Origin of the sequence: Clavibacter californiensis (assembly GCF_021952865.1) — a bacterium.
Classification (GTDB): Bacteria; Actinomycetota; Actinomycetes; order Actinomycetales; family Microbacteriaceae; genus Clavibacter; species Clavibacter californiensis.
Genome location: NZ_CP040792.1, coordinates 2,801,656 through 2,817,833 on the forward strand (window position 1 = coordinate 2,801,656; position 16,178 = coordinate 2,817,833).

Genomic DNA, 16,178 nt, shown 5'->3' on the forward strand with positions numbered 1-16,178 from the left:
TCGGCGTGAGTCAGCCGCGGATCAGGCGAACGCCTCCGGCGGCGGGCAGGCGCAGAACAGGTTGCGGTCGCCGTAGGCCTGGTCGATGCGGCGCACCGGCGGCCAGTACTTGTCGCGCACCAGGGTCGACACCGGGTAGACGGCGCGCTCGCGCGTGTACGCGTGCGTCCACTCCCCCGCGATGACCGACTCGGCCGTGTGCGGCGCGTTCCGGAGCGGGTTGTCGTCGGCCGGCCACTCACCCGCGGCGACCGAGTCGGCCTCCTGCTTGATGCCGATCATCGCGGCGATGAAGCGCTCGACCTCGGCGAGGTCCTCGCTCTCCGTCGGCTCGACCATGAGCGTGCCCGGGACGGGGAAGCTCATCGTCGGCGCGTGGAAGCCGTAGTCGACGAGGCGCTTGGCCACGTCGTCCACCGTGATGCCCGTCGCGGCGGTGAGCGGACGCAGGTCGAGGATGCACTCGTGCGCGACGAGGCCGTCCTCCCCCGCGTAGAGCACCGGGTAGTGGTCGCGGAGGCGCGCGGCGATGTAGTTCGCCGAGAGCACCGCGGCGCCGGTCGCCTGCTTGAGGCCCTCGGCGCCCATCATGCGGACGTAGGCCCAGCTGATCGGCAGGATGCTCGGGGAGCCGAAGGGCGCGGCCGACACCGGGGCGCCGCCGTGCTCGATCGTGGACACGACCCCGTCCTGGACGAGCGCGTGCACGTTGCACTGCGCCTGCGGGTGGCCGGGCAGGAACGGCGCGAGGTGCGCCTTCGCCGCGACCGGGCCGACGCCCGGTCCGCCGCCGCCGTGCGGGATGCAGAACGTCTTGTGCAGGTTGAGGTGCGAGACGTCGCCGCCGAAGTCGCCGAACCGGGCGAAGCCGAGCAGGGCGTTGAGGTTCGCGCCGTCGACGTAGACCTGGCCGCCGGCCTCGTGCACGGCCTCGCAGATCGCGCCGACCTCGTGCTCGTACACGCCATGGGTGGAGGGGTACGTGATCATGAGGCCCGCGAGCTCGTCGCGGTGCTTCGCGATCTTCGCGCGCAGGTCGTCGAGGTCGACGTTGCCGAGGTCGTCGCACGCGACCACCACGACGCGCATGCCGGCGAGCACGGCGCTGGCCGCGTTCGTGCCGTGCGCGCTCTGCGGGATGAGGCAGACCGTGCGCGCGTCGTCGCCGTTCGCGAGGTGGTAGCCGCGGATCGCGAGGAGGCCCGCGAGCTCGCCCTGGCTGCCGGCGTTCGGCTGGAGGCTCACCGTGTCGTAGCCGGTCACGTCGGCGAGCCAGGTCTCCAGCTGGAGGACCAGCTCGAGGTAGCCCTCGACGTCGTCCGCCGGGGCGAAGGGGTGGATGGCCTGGAACTCGGGCCAGGTCACCGCCTCCATCTCGGTGGCCGCGTTGAGCTTCATGGTGCAGGAGCCGAGCGGGATCATGCCGCGGTCGAGCGCGTAGTCCTTGTCGGAGAGGCGCTTGAGGTAGCGCATCATGCCGGTCTCGGAGCGGTGCGTGGAGAAGACGGCGTGCGTGAGGTACTCGCTCGTGCGGATCGACTGCTCGGGGATCGAGGAGAGGTCGCCGTGCGCGCCCTCGTCGTCCGCGAGCTCGGCGCCGAACGCGCGCGCGACGACCGCGAGGTCCTCGGGGCGCGTGGCCTCGTCGACGCTGAAGCCGAGCGTGTCGGCGTCCACGCGGAGCAGGTTGACCCCGCCCGCGGCGGCCGTCGCGAGGATCTCGTCGGCGCGGCCGGGAACGGAGACGCGCACGGTGTCGAAGAACGCGGCGTGCAGCGGCTCGACGCCGACCGTCGCGAGCGAGCGGACGAGGCGGCGGGCGCCCCGGTTCGCCTGGCGCGCGATCACGCGGAGGCCCTTCGGCCCGTGGTAGACCGCGTACATCGACGCCATCACGGCGAGGAGGACCTGCGCCGTGCAGATGTTGCTCGTGGCCTTCTCGCGGCGGATGTGCTGCTCGCGCGTCTGCAGCGAGAGGCGGTAGGCCGGGTGGCCGGCCGCGTCCTGGCTGACGCCGACGAGGCGGCCGGGCATCTGCCGCTCGAGCCCCGCGCGCACGGCGAGGTAGCCCGCGTGCGGACCGCCGAAGCCCATGGGCACGCCGAAGCGCTGCGAGGTGCCGACCGCGATGTCCGCGCCCAGCTCGCCCGGCGAGGTGATGACCGTGAGGGCGAGGAGGTCGGCCGCGACGACCGCGAGGCCGCCCGCCGCGTGCACGCGCGCGATGACGGCGCTCGGGTCCCAGACGCGGCCGGAGGCGGCCGGGTACTGGATGAAGGCGCCGAACGCGTCGGGCAGCTCGGCGGGATCCACCGTGGCGAGGTCGTGCGCGACGAGCTCGATGCCGAGCGCGGCGGCGCGGCTGTCGAGGAGCGCACGCGTCTGCGGCAGGGCGTCGGCGTCGATGAGGAACACGCTCGTCTTGGCCTTCGAGGCGCGGCGCGCGAGCAGCATGCCCTCGACCACGGCGGTGGACTCGTCGAGCATGGACGCGTTCGCGGTCGCGAGCCCGGAGAGCTCCGCGACCATCGTCTGGAAGTTGATGAGCGCCTCGAGGCGGCCCTGCGAGATCTCCGGCTGGTACGGCGTGTAGGCCGTGTACCAGCTCGGGTTCTCGAGCACGTTCCGGGTGATGACGGCGGGCGTGATCGTGTCGTGGTAGCCGAGGCCGATCATCGAGGTGCGGACGCGGTTGCGGCCCGCGATGCGGCGGAGCTCGGCGAGGGCGTCGCGCTCGGTGGCGGCCTCGGGCAGCACGGAGTCGCCCTCGGTGCGGAAGCGGTCGACCTGGATCGTCTCGGGGACGGCCTTCGCGAGGAGCGACGGGATCGAGTCGTGGCCGAGGACCCCGAGCATGGTGGCGCGGGCCTCGGAGTCGATGCCGATGTGGCGGGCGCCGAACGCGCCGGGCGCGAACGCCGAGGACTCCTCCGCGATGTCGGGTGCGGCGTCGGGCGCGGGGGTGGCCGGGCGCGTGCCGGCGTCGACGGCGGTCACTCGCCCACCAGCGCGACGTACTCGTCGTGGCTGAGGAGCGTCGGGAGCGCCTCGAAGCGCACCTTCACGAGCCAGCCCGCGCCGAAGGGGTCGCTGTTGACGAGGTCGGGCGAGGCCACGACGTCGTCGTTGACCTCGGTGACCGTGCCGTCGATGGGCGCGAACAGCTCGCCGACCGACTTGGTCGACTCGATCTCGCCGACGACCTCGCCGCCCGCGAGCTCGTCGCCCACCGCGGGCAGCTCGACGAAGACGACGTCGCCGAGCTTGTCCGCGGCGTAGGAGGTGATGCCGACGGTCGCGACGTCGCCGTCGACCTGCACCCACTCGTGCTCGGCGGTGTACTGGAGGCTGGTCTGGTCGGTCATGCGAGGGCCTTTCGCGAGTAGAAGGGGAGGGTCACGACGGTGGCGGGCACGCGCGTGCCTCGGACGTCGACGGTCAGGCGCGTGCCGGGGGCGGCGAGCGAGGGATCCACGTACGCCATGGCGACGGGGTGGCCGAGCGTGGGCGACAGGGCGCCGCTCGTGATGATGCCGACGGGCCCGACGGCGCCCTCGGTGGCCTCCATGACGGCCTCGAGGGCCGCTGCGGACTCGCCCGCGGCCTCCTCGGCGTAGACGGGGTAGTCGGCGCGGGGCGCGCGGCGGCCCTCGGTGACGAGGCCGACGAGCACGCGGGCGACGGGATCCGGGCCCTTCTCCACGGCGGCGCGACCGCGGAAGTCGCCCTCCTTGCCGAGCGCGACCACCTTGCCGAGGCCGGCCTGGACCGGCAGGGTGTGGAGCCCGAGCTCGTGGCCGTACAGCGGCATGCCGGCCTCGAGGCGCAGGGTGTCGCGGCAGGCGAGGCCCGTGTTCAGGAGGCCGAGCGGTGTGCCGGCCGCGACGAGCGCCTCCCAGAGGGCGACGGCGTCCTCGGTCGCGACGTACAGCTCGTAGCCGTCCTCGCCCGTGTATCCGGTGCGGGCGACGAGCACGTCCTGGCCCGCGAAGCGCGCGGCCGTCGCGCGGTAGTAGCCGAGCGCCTCGAGCGGCGTCTCGGTCTCGAGGCCGGCGGTGGCCTCGAGGATCGCGCGGGACACCGGGCCCTGCACGGCGATGAGCGCGACGTCGTCGCTCGCGTCGTCGACCTCCACGTCGTCGAGGCCCCGGGCGGCCTCCGCGAGGACGGCGAGCACGGGATCGTGGTTGCCCGCGTTGGCGACGACGAGGAAGGACTCCTCGCCCGTGCGGTAGACGATGAGGTCGTCGACGATGCCGCCCGACGGATCCAGCAGCAGCGTGTACTTCGCCTGCCACTCGGCGATGGCGGAGAGCCTCCCCGCCAGGACGGAGTCGAGGAACGCGGCGGCGCCCTCCCCCTCCACCGCGATCTCGGCCATGTGCGAGATGTCGAAGATGCCCGCGGCCTCGCGGACGGCGCGGTGCTCGGCGAGGTCGCTCGTGTAGCGGACGGGCATGAGCCATCCGGCGAAGTCGGTGAAGGAGGCGCCGGCCGCCTCGTGCACGTCGTGCAGCGGGGAACGGCGGGGCGGGGCCGCGGCGGCCGCGGCGGGCGCGGTGTCGGCGGGTGCGTCGGGCATGGAGTCCTCCGGTCGTGACCGACGCGGACGCCGGATGCGGGACTCCCCCTCTGTCATGTGCCTGAGAGCTTCGCGCCGTCCGAGGACGGTGCTTTCACCGTGGGCGAGCCGCGCGGGACGGCTGCTTTTCAGAGTGGCCAGTGCATCGCGGTACGTGGACCTGAGAGATTGGCGGGGAGGCTTGCTCCTTCGGTGCTCCCGGAGGAGCTCTCCCGCGATGCGTGCGCGGCCGTGTTACGCGTCCCAGCATATCGAGCGGGACGTTTCCGCCGTGTGACGATTACCGGTCCATCCCCCGCGCCGGACGCGACGACGCCGCCGCACCCGATGGATGCGGCGGCGTCGGGGGTCGGGTCGACCCGCAGGATCAGATCGCGTCGGGCGAGGGCGCGGCGGGCGCCTGCGGTGCGCCGTCCTCGTCCTGGTCGATGACGCGGCGCACGTCGTCGGCGAGCTGCGCGACGCCCTCGGGCATCATCTCGAAGCCGTCGGTGGTGCCGACGTTGATGACGAGGCCGGTGCCTTCGGGGATCGCCTGGACGAGCTCGGCGGCGGGGATGGTGGCCACGTGGTCGGCGACGCTCGTGACCTTCTCGTCGATGCGGTCCTCGTGCGTGAACGCGGCGAGCATGGGCACGCCGTCGCGGTCGAAGAGGACGGGCTGGAGCTGGTCGGTCTCGGGGGTGAGGGGCGTGGCGGTGGGCACCACGACCGTCGTGTTGATGAACTCGGTGAGGACTGCGGTCATGTCGGACTCGCCCGCCTGGCCGCGCGCGATGGCCTGCTCGAGGGGGGTGGGCTCTCGGTCCTGTGAATCGGTCATGGGTCCATCGTGCCCGATCCGCCGGGGCGGCGGCTGGCGGCGGCTGACCGCGGCGCCCTGGCCGGGCCTCCCCGCGGCCGCGCGCGGAGTTAGGATCATCTCTTGCACCCGCCATCCGTCCCGAGGGGAGACGCCTGTGTCGATCGGACGCCAGCGCCCCCGCGGCGAGCTCGAGGCGGCCATCATGGACGCGCTGTGGGACGCCGACGAACCGCTCACGGCCAAGGACGTCGTCGCCCGCATCCCGGATCCGCGCCCCGCGCCCCGCGCTCACGACCGTGCTCACGGTGCTGGAGCGGCTCGGCCAGAAGGGCCTGGTCACGCGCTCCGACGAGGCGCGCGCGCTCACGTTCGCGCCCGCCCGCTCGCGCACCGACCACGCGGCGTCCCTCATGTCGGGCGCGCTCGCGGCCACGAAGGACCGCGAGGCGGCGCTGCTGCGCTTCGCGGGCACGCTCGACGGGGACGACCTCACGGCGCTGCGCCGCGCCCTCGGCGGGGACGACCGGGCGTAGGGCGGGCCGCCGACCGCGGGGGGCGGGCCGCCGACCGCGGGCCGTTGGCGCGGATCGGCTAGCGTGGGTCGTCGGCGCCGTCGTACGGACCGCCGACGCTCTCGCCGTCCTCGCCGGGGAACCGGCGCGACGATCGGCGCACGACGCCGACCACCACGAGCACGGCGGCCGCGAGGATCACGAGGCCGATGAGCACGAACACCCAGACGGGCGTGGTCTCCGCAGCGTCGACGAGCGGCACGGACTCGCCGGACTGCGCGTCCGAGGTGGGCGCGGGCGCCACGGTCTCCGCGCCCTGCGTCGTCAGGGTGCCCTCGGGCTCGGGCGTCGCGGTGGCCGCGCTGCCCGCCCAGGCGTCGCCGCAGGCCGGGGCCGCGGTGATGGCCGGGGTGCCCGTCGTGTCGCCGGTCGGCGCGTAGGTGAAGGAGTACGTGCCGTCGATGGGGTGGCTGTCGCTCGAGACTGCGCGCCACGTGACCTGGTAGGTGCCGGCCGTGCCGAGCGCGATGCGGGTCGTGGCGGTGGTCCCGTCGACGGCGACGCAGCCGTCCTCATGGAACGAGCCGTCCGAGGCGTTGACCACCTGGATCGCGAAGCCGGAGGCCTGCGCGTCGAGCGCGAGGAGCTCCTCGCTGAAGTCGAGCGCGATGGTGCCGGGCTCGTCCGTGACGGTGGCGTCGGCGGCGGGGGTGGATCCCACGAGCCGGTCGTGCGCCGACGCGGCGCCCGCCGGGATGAGCGCCCCGCCCAGCACGAGGGCCGCGGCTCCCGCGGCGAGCGCGGCACGACGGAGGAGGGACGGGGTGCGGAGGTGGTGCGGAGACGCCATGGGTACATCATCCCCCGGGCCCGGGGCGACGCTCGGGCGGCGTCTGCGACGCCGCGCCGGTGCCCGTGTTGCGCCGAGGGCCGCGGCACGATGGACTCGTCTGATGCACACCGCACCGCAGGACACCCCCGGCGACGGCCCGGCGCGATCCGCCGGCCTCACCGCCGACGAGATCGACCGGATCCGCCGCGACTTCCCGCTCCTCGACTCGGAGGTGAACGGCCACCCGCTCGTCTACCTCGACTCGGCCGCCACCTCCCAGAAGCCGCGGCAGGTGCTGGACGCGGAGCGCGCGTACCTGGAGCACCGCAACGCCGCCGTCCACCGCGGGGCGCACACGCTCGCGGCGCTCGCGACGGAGGAGTTCGAGGAGGCGCGCGAGAAGGTCGCGCGCTTCGTGGGCGTCGACGCGGGCGAGATCGTGTGGACCTCCAACGCGACCGAGGGGCTGAACCTCGTCGCGTACGGCCTCGGGAGCGCGGCCGCGCCGGCGTCCATCCGCGTGCGGGAGGGCGACGAGATCGTCGTCACGGAGTCGGAGCACCACGCGAACCTCATCCCGTGGCAGCAGCTCGCGCTCCGCACGGGCGCCCGGCTGCGGTTCATCCCCGTCGACGACCAGGGCGCGCTGCGGCTGGAGACGCTGGGCGACGTGATCACGGAGCGCACGCGCGTCGTCGCGCTCGCGCAGGTCTCCAACGTGCTGGGCGGGGTCGCGCCGCTCGGCCCGGTCATCGCGCGGGCGCGGGAGGTCGGCGCCCTCGTCGTGCTCGACGCCTGCCAGTCCGTGCCGCACCTGCCGGTCGACCTGCGCGCGCTCGACGTCGACCTCGCCGTGTTCTCCGGGCACAAGATGCTCGCGCCGACAGGCATCGGCGTGCTCTACGGTCGCCGCGCGGTGCTCGAGGCGCTGCCGCCGTTCCTCACGGGCGGGTCGATGATCACGACCGTGACGATGGAGGCGGCCGAGTTCCTGCCGCCGCCCCAGCGCTTCGAGGCCGGCACGCAGCGCATATCGCAGGTCGTGGCGCTGGGCGCCGCGGTCGACTACCTGGAGGCGGTCGGCATGGACCGGATCCAGGAGCACGGCCGGCGCATCGGCGCGCGGCTGGTGGCGGGCCTCTCCGGGATCCGGGGCGTGCGCGTGCTCGGGCCCCACGACGACCGCATCGGGCTCGCGGCGTTCGACCTGGCGGGCGTGCACGCGCACGACGTGGGGCAGATCCTCGACGACCGCGGCATCGCCGTGCGCGTCGGGCACCACTGCGCGCAGCCGCTGCACCGCCGGCTGGGGCTCACCGCGTCCACGCGCGCGAGCGGGACCCTGCACACGACCGATGCCGAGATCGACCTGCTGCTGCAGGGCGTCGAGGACGCCGCCGCGTTCTTCGGGGCCGGCCGATGAGCGCTCCCGCGTCCGGCGGCGGCGCGCTGTACCAGGAGCTGATCCTCGACCACTCGCGCACGCCCGAGGGCCGGGGCGATCCCACCGGCTGGCCGCTGCACGCGCACCAGGTGAACCCGACGTGCGGGGACGAGATCACCCTCGGCGTCCGCATCGAAGACGGTCGGGTGGCGGAGATCGCATGGACGGGCCACGGTTGCGCGATCTCGCAGGCGTCCGCCTCGATGCTCGTCGGCGTGCTCGACGGCGCGGACCTGGACTCCGTGCGCGCGCGGGCCGAGGCGTTCCGCGAGGTCATGCGGAGCCGCGGCGCGTCGCACCTCGACCCGGAGGAGTTCGGCGACGCGGTCGCGCTCGACGGGGTCTCCCGGTACGTGGGGCGCGTCAAGTGCGCGATGCTGCCGTGGACGACGCTGGAGGAGGCGCTCCGCGCGGGCTGATCCGAGCCCGCCCGCACTTACCCGCACGGTCCGCGCGTGGGGCGGTGCAGAGTGGAGGGGCGGCGGCCGCCCGGGCCGGCGATCTGCGACACCAGGAGGATCCGTGGCCCCCGACGACGACATGCCGAGCACCATCCGCCGCTCCCCCGAGCACGCGCAGGCCACCTGGTCGGCGGCGCACCAGGCGGCCGAGGAGCAGTACGGATCCGGCGAGCGCGCCGAGCGCACCGCATACGCCGCCCTCAAGCACGGCTTCGAGAAGGTCGGCGACCACTGGGAGCCGAAGGAGTCGGCGGGGCCGTCCGACGCGGGCGCCGAGGACCGCGGCGCGGGCACGGCAGGCGGGGTCGACGCGAACGCGTCGAAGGCGCACCTGATGGAGGTCGCGCGCCGCCTCGACGTCGCCGGCCGCAGCCGCATGACGAAGGATGAGCTGGTGGACGGGATCCGGAAGGCGAACGACCGGGAGACCCGGAAGGCGCGGCAGCGCGAGAGCTGAAGCGGGGCGCCGGACGCGCCTAGGGCAGGTCGACCCGGAACAGCGCGCACTCCGTGTCGTAGTAGGCGCGCGTGCGGCCGAGGGGACGCATCCCGATCCGGCGGCACACCGCCTGCGACGGCGCGTTCGCCGGGTTCGTCACCGCGAGCACGCGCGTGAGCCCGCCCTCGGCCGCGTGCGCGAGCACCCGCCGGGCCGCCTCCGTCGCGACGCCGCGGCCCCAGGCGTCCGGATGCAGGTGCCAGCCGATCTCCGTCTCGCCGTCCTCCGGCGCGTCGCGGGGAGCGGGGTCGTCGCCGGCGAGGGGCGCGGCCGACGCGGGCAGGTCCTTGAGCAGCAGCGTGCCGAGGAGCGCGCCGCCGTCGCGGTCCTCGATCGCCCAGATCCCGCGCACCGGGTGCTCGAGCGCGGCGTAGCGGGCGGCGCGGGCGGCGGCCTGGGCGGGATCCGTCTGCACCGCACCCGTGCCGATCCACCGCATCACCTCGGGCCGTGCGTGCAGGTCGAGGAGGAAGGGAGCGTCGGCGTCCGTGAAGCGGCGGAGGAGCAGGCGGTCGGTCGCGAGGTCGGGCATCGCCCCAGGCTAGGGGGACGTCGGTGGCTCCCCCTAGCGTGACGGCATGCCCGAGCCGGTGGATGCGTGGTGGGCGCGGCGCCGCTGGTCGCGCGGCCTCGACGTGCCGTACCCGGTGGGCACCTACCGGGAGGCGTGGGCGTCGTTCCCCGTGCTCATCCGGCAGTACCACCCGGAGCTCAACCGCGGGATCACGCTGACGCAGGTGCCGCCCGCGGCCGACGTGCTCCTCACCTGGCAGTGCGATGTCGGGCACGTCTTCGTCGCGACGCCCGAGGAGCAGCGCAGGCGTCCGGGCCGCGAGCGCCGCCGCTCGTCGTGGTGCCCGGACTGCGCGGAGGCCGCGGCGCCGCGCACGCCCGTGCTGCCGATGGCGGACCAGGTGCGCTGGCCGGGGGCGTCGCCGCTGGTGGCGGGGCCGGTGGCGGGCGGATCCATGGTCGGCGCGTCCGGCGCGTCCGACGGCTCGCCGTCCACGGCCGGCGGACCCGGATCCCCGCGTCCGCGGCGTGGCGCGCGCGACGGCCGGCCCGCGGTCGGCGGCACGTCCCGCGACCGGCGCGGGAAGGACGGCACACCGAGCGCTGTCGATCCCGCCGAGCGACGCGGATCCCCCGCCAGGGCCACCACGCCGGCCCGCGCCCGCCGATCCCCCGCCCTCTGCGGGAAGACCCCCGACCTCCCGGTCGGCGAGCCGTTCGCGAGCGCCTGCGCACCGCCGCCCGCGTCCGCCGTCGAGGAGCGCCTGCGGCAGGATCTGGCCGCGCGCCTCGATCACACGCCCGGCCTGAACGCCGTCCGCCTCGCCCGCCCGTTCTTCGAGCACCTCGAGGCGTGGCCCGACATCCTGCTGCCCGAGCTGCGCGTCGCGATCGAGTACGACTCCACGGGCCGCCACGGCCTCGAGCACGTCGGCCGCCGCGAGGAGGCCGACCGGCGCAAGGACCGCGCGCTGCGGGCCGCGGGATGGGAGGTCATCCGCATCCGCACCGGCAAGCTCACACCCCTCGGCCCCTACGACCTCTGCATCTCGGGCCTCACCCGCGGCACGGTCGACCAGCTCCTCGAGCGTCTGCGCGAGATCCGCGGTCCGCTCTTCGTGGACGCCTACCTGCGCGAGGTGCCGCCGTCGGCCGCAGCCGGGTGAGCCGTGCCCCCCCCCGCCTCAGCTGACCCGCAGCGCCAGCGCCTCGCTCCGCCAGCGCGCGAGCAGCTCCCACGGATCCGGCTGGCCCGCGGCGAGCGCGGCCACGTGTCCCCGCAGCTCCGCGTGGAGCTCGAACCACTCGGTGCGCGCGAAGCGCTGTCGCGCGAACTCCGCGTGCCGCGCCCGCTCCACCGCCCGGCCGCCGCGCTCGAACGCGAGCAGCTCGTCGTGCCGGAGCGTGCCGAGCCGCTGCCGCGGGTTCGCGCTGGTGCCGATCTTCAGCCGGTCACCGAAGCGGATGTAGTAGACGACGTCGACGCGCGGAGCCGCGAGCTCGCCGTCCGGGTGGTCGCCGTGTCGCCACTCGCACACCGCGCACAGCCAGCCCGACGGGTACCGGACGCCGAGGCGTGATCCGCACGCCGGGCACGGCGACGGCAGCACGTCCTCGACGCCGTGCGCGCGCTCCGCCCACGCGGCCGCGGCCACGAGGTGCGCGGCGCACAGGGGCACGGGTGCGCCGGGTTCAGCCACCGTGGCGCAGCCCTCGGCGAGGCAGAAGGCGGATCCGGTCGACGTCATGCCCCGACGCTAGGCGCGGGCGCCGACACCGGCACACGCGGGAGGCGGCCCGGGACTCCTCAGCGCGCCGCCCGCACGACGACAGGCGCCTCGTCCTCGAGCCCGTGGCGGAGCTCGACGGAGGTCCACGGCACGGGGGCGTCGGCGAAGATCGGCTCGAGCACCCCCCACATGATGCGGCGGTCGGGCCCCACGAAGTACACGTCGTAGGAGTCCTCGCCGAACTCGTTGCCGTCGATCCATCCGGCCTGGAGCAGCTGCAGGGCGTCGTCGCCCGCGATCTCGGTCGCGGCCAGCGACTCGAACGCCTCGTACGCGGTCGCCGCCTCACCGGCCTCGAAGCGCAGCACGACCCAGTCGTCGGGCTCGTCATCTCGGGTCCAAGGGCGCGCGACCGCGACGATCGCCATGGTCAGGCCGGTGAGGATCCCGGTGAGGAGGAGCGCCCGGATCCGCGGCGTCATGCCCGCGCCCGTCCGGTGTCTGCTGCTGCTGCGCTCATGCGCCCTCCCCGTCCCGACGGCCGCCCTCGCGAGGCGCGACCTCCCCTCAGTATCCCCTGATGCCCTCCGGCGTCACGTGACGCCCGCGGCCCTGGACCGGGAACGGTCCTGATGGGTAGCTTTCCCCCACGAGCAGGCGGTCGGCCGGCTCCCCATCCGCTTCGCCGAAGGAGCGCCGTGTCCGAGCCGAGCACTCCCGAGCAGCTGATCGTCTCGATGGCGACCGTCTTCGACCTCATGGACGCCGCGACGCTCGACGCCTGGGAGGGCCTCACCGGCCTGCAGATCCAGCTGCTGCGCGTCGTCGCCACCGGCATGCAGGTGGACCGCCAGTCGCTCTCCATGTGGACCCGCACCTCGCGCGCCGCCCTCGTGCCGAGCCTCGCGGCGCTGCTGCAGCGGCGGATCCTCGTGGAGGAGACGGACGACGAGGGCACGCGCCTCGTCGTCGGGCCCGCCGGCCGGGATCTCCTGCAGACGGTGATGCGCGCCCGCATCGGCTGGATCCGGGGCGCCTGCGCGGCCGTGCAGCCGCCCGTCGACGAGGGCGAGCTCCGGCATGCGATCGGCGCGCTGCAGCGGATCGCCGACGGCGCCTGACCCGGGGATGCCACGGACGCCGGCCGATCCCGCCCCCTCGACCCCTCGCCATCACGCCCCTAGGGTGGGGAAATGGCGAATCCCATCGAGGCCCAGGCACCCCCGAGATCCGAGCTGAAGCGCTCCATCACAGTCAAGCAGCTGTACTTCTACGTGGTCGGCGACGTCCTCGGATCCGGCATCTACGTGCTCGTCGGCCTCGTGGCCGCGGCCGTGGGCGGCGCGTTCTGGATGGCCTTCCTCGTGGGCGTCTCCATCGCGACCATCACCGGCCTCGCCTACGCGGAGCTCGTCACGAAGTACCCGCAGGCCGCCGGCGCCTCGCTCTACATCAACAAGGCGTTCCGCAGCCCGGTGCTCACGTTCTTCATCACCATCTGCATGCTCAGCGCCAACATGGCCGCCGTCGGATCCCTCGCGGCCGGCTTCGTCCGCTACCTCAGCGACCTCATCGGCCTGCCCGAGTCCGCGATCTGGGCGAGCACCGGCATCGCCGTCGCGTTCGTCGCCGTCATCACGGCCATCAATCTCATCGGCATCAGCGAGTCGGTCGTCGCGAACGTGATCATGACGTTCGTCGAGATCAGCGGCCTCATCATCGTCGTCGCCATCGGCGTGATCGCGCTGGTCGAGGGCGTGGGCGACCCGGCCGTGCTGCTGCAGTTCCAGGTCGAGGGTGGTCCCGGATCCGCCGTGCTGGCCGTGCTCGCCGGCGTCTCGCTCGCCTTCTTCGCCATGACGGGCTTCGAGAACGCGGCCAACGTGGCGGAGGAGACGATCAACCCGTCGCGCGCGTTCCCCCGCGCCCTCATCGGCGGCATGATGACCGCCGGCGTCGTCTACGTGCTCGTCTCGATGGCCGCCGCCCTCGCCGTGCCGATCGACGACCTCGCGGGCAACACGCTCCTCGAGGTCGTCCGCGCGGACCTCTTCTTCATCCCGGCCGCGGTGATGCTCGTGATCTTCGGCCTCATCGCCATGGTCGCCATCAGCAACACCGCGCTCGTGACCGTGGTGGCCCAGTCGCGGATCCTGTTCGGCATGGCCCGCGAGAACGTCGTCCCGGCGATCTTCGCCAAGGTGCACCCGGCCCGCCGCAGCCCGTACGTGGCGCTGATCTTCGGCGGCGCGGTGGTGGCCGGCCTCCTCATCATCGGCGCGGCGATCCGCTCCAGCCAGGCCGGCATCCCCGAGGACGAGCGGCTCGACATCGTCGACCGCCTCGCGACCATCACGGTCGTGTTCCTCCTCTTCATCTACGCGCTCGTGATCGTCGCGTGCCTGAAGCTCCGCGGCCACGACGAGCGCGACGACACATACCGCGCGAACACGGCGCTGCTGATCGTCGGGATCCTCGGGAACGTCGCCGTGCTGATCTACACGCTCGTCGACGACCCCGGGGCGCTGTTCTGGGTCGGCGGGCTGCTCGCGCTGGGGCTCGTGCTCTACCTCGCGCAACGCACGTTCGGCGCGAAGAAGCCGGACCTCGAGGCCGCGGCAGGCGTCGCCGCGGCCGGACCCACGGACAGGGAGGTCTGACCCGTGCACGTCATCGTCGCCACCGACGGATCCCAGGCATCGCTCCAGGCGGCCCGCCAGTTCCAGGTGATCGCGGACTCCCGCGAGATCACCGAGGTCACCGTTCTCGCGGTCGTGAGCCCGTACGCGGCCGCGCCGTTCGCCAACGAGCTCGGCCCGCGCCGCGCGACCGGCCAGACCGAGCTCAGCTACCGCCGCGACGCCGAGGCCGCAGTCGCAACGGTCGCGGCGGTCTTCGACGGCTGGGGCCCGACCATCCACCACGACGTGCGCAGCGGCTCCCCCGCCACCGAGATCATCCGCGCCGCCGAGGACCTCTCCGCCGGCCTGATCTCCATGGCCGCCGGCAGCCGCGGCCTCACCGCGACGATCCTCCTGGGCAGCACGGCCTCGCGCGTGCAGCATTCGGCGCCGTGCCCGGTGCTGATCTGCCGGCCGACGGTGCGCGGGCGGGGATAGCGCGGCGGAGCCATGCGGGCGACGTCGACGTCGACGTCGCCTGAGCCCCGCGACGCATACCGCTCGAATGTAAAGCCCATGTGAACACTTCCGGGCGGAGCGGTTCTCCTGCGTATCGTGCTCAGCACCTCCCGGCCCGACGCGTCGCCGGCCGACCGGGGGATCCCCCACCGGAGAACGCCGACCCCCTCGGAGGCATCCATGGCATCCGCGCCCCAGCTGCACAAGAGCCTCACGCAGAGGCAGCTCACCATGATCGCGATCGGCGGCGTGATCGGCGCCGGCCTGTTCGTGGGATCCGGGGTGGTGATCAACGGCGCGGGGCCCGGCGCGTTCCTCACCTACGCGATCTCCGGCGTGCTGATCATCCTGGTGATGCGGATGCTCGGCGAGATGGCGACCGCGAACCCCAGCACCGGATCCTTCGCCGACTACGCCCGGCACGCCCTCGGCGGCTGGGCCGGCTTCTCGATGGGCTGGCTCTACTGGTACTTCTGGGTCATCGTCGTCGGATTCGAGGCGGTCGCCGGCGCGAAGGCGCTCACCTACTGGTTCGACGCGCCGCTGTGGCTCCTCTCCCTCGGCCTCATGGCGCTGATGACCGCCACCAACCTCATCTCCGTCGGCGCGTTCGGCGAGTTCGAGTACTGGTTCGCGGGGATCAAGGTGGCGGCGATCATCCTGTTCCTGGGTCTCGGCACCATGTACGTGCTCGGCTTCTGGCCGGGGCGCACGATGGACTTCTCGAACCTCGTCGTGCACGGCGGCTTCTTCCCGAACGGCGTCGGCGCGATCTTCTCCTCGGTCGTCGTCGTGATCTTCTCCATGGTCGGCGCGGAGATCGCCACCATCGCGGCCGCGGAGTCGAAGGACCCCGCGAAGGCCATCCGGAAGTCGACCAACTCCGTGATCCTCCGCATCTCGCTCTTCTTCGTCGGCTCGCTGTTCCTGCTCGCCGTGATCCTGCCCTGGGACTCCACGGAGCTCGGCGCCTCACCGTTCGTGAGCGCATTCGACCGCATGGGCATCCCCTTCGCGGGAGATGTGATGAACGCCGTCGTCCTCACCGCCGTGCTCTCGTGCCTGAATTCCGGCCTCTACACGGCGAGCCGCATGCTCTTCGTGCTCGCCGCCCGGCGCGAAGCTCCCGCACGTCTCGTGAAGGTGACCGAGCGCGGGGTGCCGCGCGCGGCGATCCTGCTGTCGTCGGTCGTCGGCTTCCTCTGCGTGATCGCGGCGGCCGTCTCCCCCGACACCGTCTTCCTGTTCCTGCTCAACTCCTCCGGCGCGATCATCCTGTTCGTCTACCTGCTCATCGCGATCTCGCAGATCGTGCTCCGCCGCCGCAGCGGATCCACCGGGCTCGTCGTGCGGATGTGGCTGTTCCCCGGCCTCTCGATCGTCACGGTCGCGGGGATCGTCGCGGTGCTCGTGCAGATGGCGCTGGATCCGGAGATCCGCCCTCAGCTCGTGCTGAGCCTCGTGGCGTGGGCGATCGTGCTCGGGCTGTACGTGGTGACGAGGGTGCGGGGCGGGTCGGTGGATCCGGAAGGAGGTCACACGTCTGAGACCATCCACGTTCCAGCTATGTCAGCATCAGCCGAACCGCACCCTCAGCCGCCCGTGGACTCTTCGGCAGGCGAGAGGCGCTAGTTCCCACCTACGGGATTAGTGCGGACGT

General features: G+C 73.5%; 17 protein-coding genes and 2 riboswitches. Of the genes, 9 read left to right on the forward strand and 8 right to left on the reverse strand.

The window, feature by feature from the left end; translation table 11 throughout:
* Positions 1-21 precede the first annotated feature (21 nt).
* The 4 genes from gcvP to FGD68_RS13430 all read right to left on the reverse strand — a co-directional run bounded on the left by gcvP (position 22) and on the right by FGD68_RS13430 (position 5,405).
* Complete coding sequence (gcvP, locus tag FGD68_RS13415; RefSeq protein WP_119372621.1) at positions 22-2,997, reverse strand: aminomethyl-transferring glycine dehydrogenase; 2,976 nt, start codon at positions 2,995-2,997, stop codon at positions 22-24.
* Positions 2,994-3,365 carry a glycine cleavage system protein GcvH gene (gcvH, locus tag FGD68_RS13420; RefSeq protein WP_043588545.1) on the reverse strand — a complete coding sequence of 124 codons (372 nt, stop codon included), beginning with the start codon at positions 3,363-3,365 and terminating at the stop codon, positions 2,994-2,996. The genes gcvP and gcvH overlap by 4 nt, the downstream gene beginning before the upstream one ends.
* Complete coding sequence (gcvT, locus tag FGD68_RS13425) at positions 3,362-4,582, reverse strand: glycine cleavage system aminomethyltransferase GcvT (protein ID WP_119372620.1); 1,221 nt, start codon at positions 4,580-4,582, stop codon at positions 3,362-3,364. Before gcvT ends, gcvH begins: the two co-directional genes overlap by 4 nt.
* A gap of 43 nt (positions 4,583-4,625) precedes the next feature.
* Positions 4,626-4,719, reverse strand: a riboswitch (glycine riboswitch).
* A gap of 1 nt (position 4,720) precedes the next feature.
* Positions 4,721-4,807, reverse strand: a riboswitch (glycine riboswitch).
* Between the two features lie 142 nt (positions 4,808-4,949).
* Positions 4,950-5,405: an SseB family protein gene (locus tag FGD68_RS13430; protein WP_104237184.1), complete on the reverse strand. Its 456-nt coding sequence runs from the start codon at positions 5,403-5,405 to the stop codon at positions 4,950-4,952.
* Between the two features lie 278 nt (positions 5,406-5,683).
* Between FGD68_RS13430 and FGD68_RS13435 the strand changes: the two genes are divergently transcribed.
* Positions 5,684-5,920 (forward strand): BlaI/MecI/CopY family transcriptional regulator, encoded by a 237-nt coding sequence (locus FGD68_RS13435; RefSeq protein ID WP_237609560.1) that lies wholly within the window; start codon positions 5,684-5,686, stop codon positions 5,918-5,920.
* A gap of 58 nt (positions 5,921-5,978) precedes the next feature.
* Here the strand turns inward: FGD68_RS13435 and FGD68_RS13440 are convergent, their stop codons facing one another.
* Complete coding sequence (locus FGD68_RS13440) at positions 5,979-6,749, reverse strand: copper resistance CopC family protein (protein ID WP_119373508.1); 771 nt, start codon at positions 6,747-6,749, stop codon at positions 5,979-5,981.
* A 103-nt stretch (positions 6,750-6,852) separates the two neighbouring features.
* On the opposite strand from FGD68_RS13440, the gene FGD68_RS13445 reads away from it, so the two are divergent.
* The 3 genes from FGD68_RS13445 (at position 6,853) to FGD68_RS13455 (ending at position 9,093) form a co-directional block, all read left to right on the forward strand.
* A complete protein-coding gene (locus FGD68_RS13445; RefSeq protein WP_119373509.1) occupies positions 6,853-8,154 on the forward strand; it encodes a SufS family cysteine desulfurase in 1,302 nt (433 codons plus the stop codon).
* Positions 8,151-8,594 carry a Fe-S cluster assembly sulfur transfer protein SufU gene (gene sufU / locus FGD68_RS13450; RefSeq protein ID WP_119373510.1) on the forward strand — a complete coding sequence of 148 codons (444 nt, stop codon included), beginning with the start codon at positions 8,151-8,153 and terminating at the stop codon, positions 8,592-8,594. The genes FGD68_RS13445 and sufU overlap by 4 nt, the downstream gene beginning before the upstream one ends.
* 103 nt (positions 8,595-8,697) lie before the next feature.
* Positions 8,698-9,093, forward strand: a complete 396-nt coding sequence (locus tag FGD68_RS13455) for a ChaB family protein (protein ID WP_104237188.1) — start codon at positions 8,698-8,700, stop codon at positions 9,091-9,093.
* A 19-nt stretch (positions 9,094-9,112) separates the two neighbouring features.
* Here the strand turns inward: FGD68_RS13455 and FGD68_RS13460 are convergent, their stop codons facing one another.
* A complete protein-coding gene (locus FGD68_RS13460) occupies positions 9,113-9,667 on the reverse strand; it encodes a GNAT family N-acetyltransferase (protein ID WP_119373511.1) in 555 nt (184 codons plus the stop codon).
* A 46-nt stretch (positions 9,668-9,713) separates the two neighbouring features.
* Between FGD68_RS13460 and FGD68_RS13465 the strand changes: the two genes are divergently transcribed.
* A complete protein-coding gene (locus FGD68_RS13465; protein ID WP_237609561.1) occupies positions 9,714-10,814 on the forward strand; it encodes a zinc-ribbon domain-containing protein in 1,101 nt (366 codons plus the stop codon).
* 18 nt (positions 10,815-10,832) lie between these two features.
* Here the strand turns inward: FGD68_RS13465 and FGD68_RS13470 are convergent, their stop codons facing one another.
* Both FGD68_RS13470 and FGD68_RS13475 read right to left on the reverse strand, forming a co-directional pair.
* Positions 10,833-11,396, reverse strand: a complete 564-nt coding sequence (locus tag FGD68_RS13470; protein WP_119372573.1) for a GIY-YIG nuclease family protein — start codon at positions 11,394-11,396, stop codon at positions 10,833-10,835.
* Between the two features lie 59 nt (positions 11,397-11,455).
* On the reverse strand, positions 11,456-11,860 hold the full coding sequence (locus FGD68_RS13475) for a hypothetical protein (RefSeq protein WP_119372572.1): 405 nt from the start codon (positions 11,858-11,860) through the stop codon (positions 11,456-11,458).
* Positions 11,861-12,076: 216 nt separating this feature from the next.
* Here FGD68_RS13475 and FGD68_RS13480 point away from each other — a divergent pair, with 216 nt between their 5' ends.
* From FGD68_RS13480 to FGD68_RS13495, 4 genes are all read left to right on the forward strand, one after another.
* Positions 12,077-12,499 (forward strand): MarR family transcriptional regulator, encoded by a 423-nt coding sequence (locus FGD68_RS13480; protein WP_119372571.1) that lies wholly within the window; start codon positions 12,077-12,079, stop codon positions 12,497-12,499.
* Positions 12,500-12,571: 72 nt separating this feature from the next.
* Positions 12,572-14,038, forward strand: coding sequence for an APC family permease (locus FGD68_RS13485; protein WP_119372570.1), 1,467 nt, complete (start codon positions 12,572-12,574; stop codon positions 14,036-14,038).
* A 3-nt stretch (positions 14,039-14,041) separates the two neighbouring features.
* Entirely contained in the window at positions 14,042-14,497 is a 456-nt protein-coding gene (locus tag FGD68_RS13490; RefSeq protein WP_119372569.1) for a universal stress protein, read from the forward strand.
* A gap of 201 nt (positions 14,498-14,698) precedes the next feature.
* Positions 14,699-16,150: an amino acid permease gene (locus FGD68_RS13495; RefSeq protein WP_220452705.1), complete on the forward strand. Its 1,452-nt coding sequence runs from the start codon at positions 14,699-14,701 to the stop codon at positions 16,148-16,150.
* Positions 16,151-16,178: the final 28 nt, after the last annotated feature.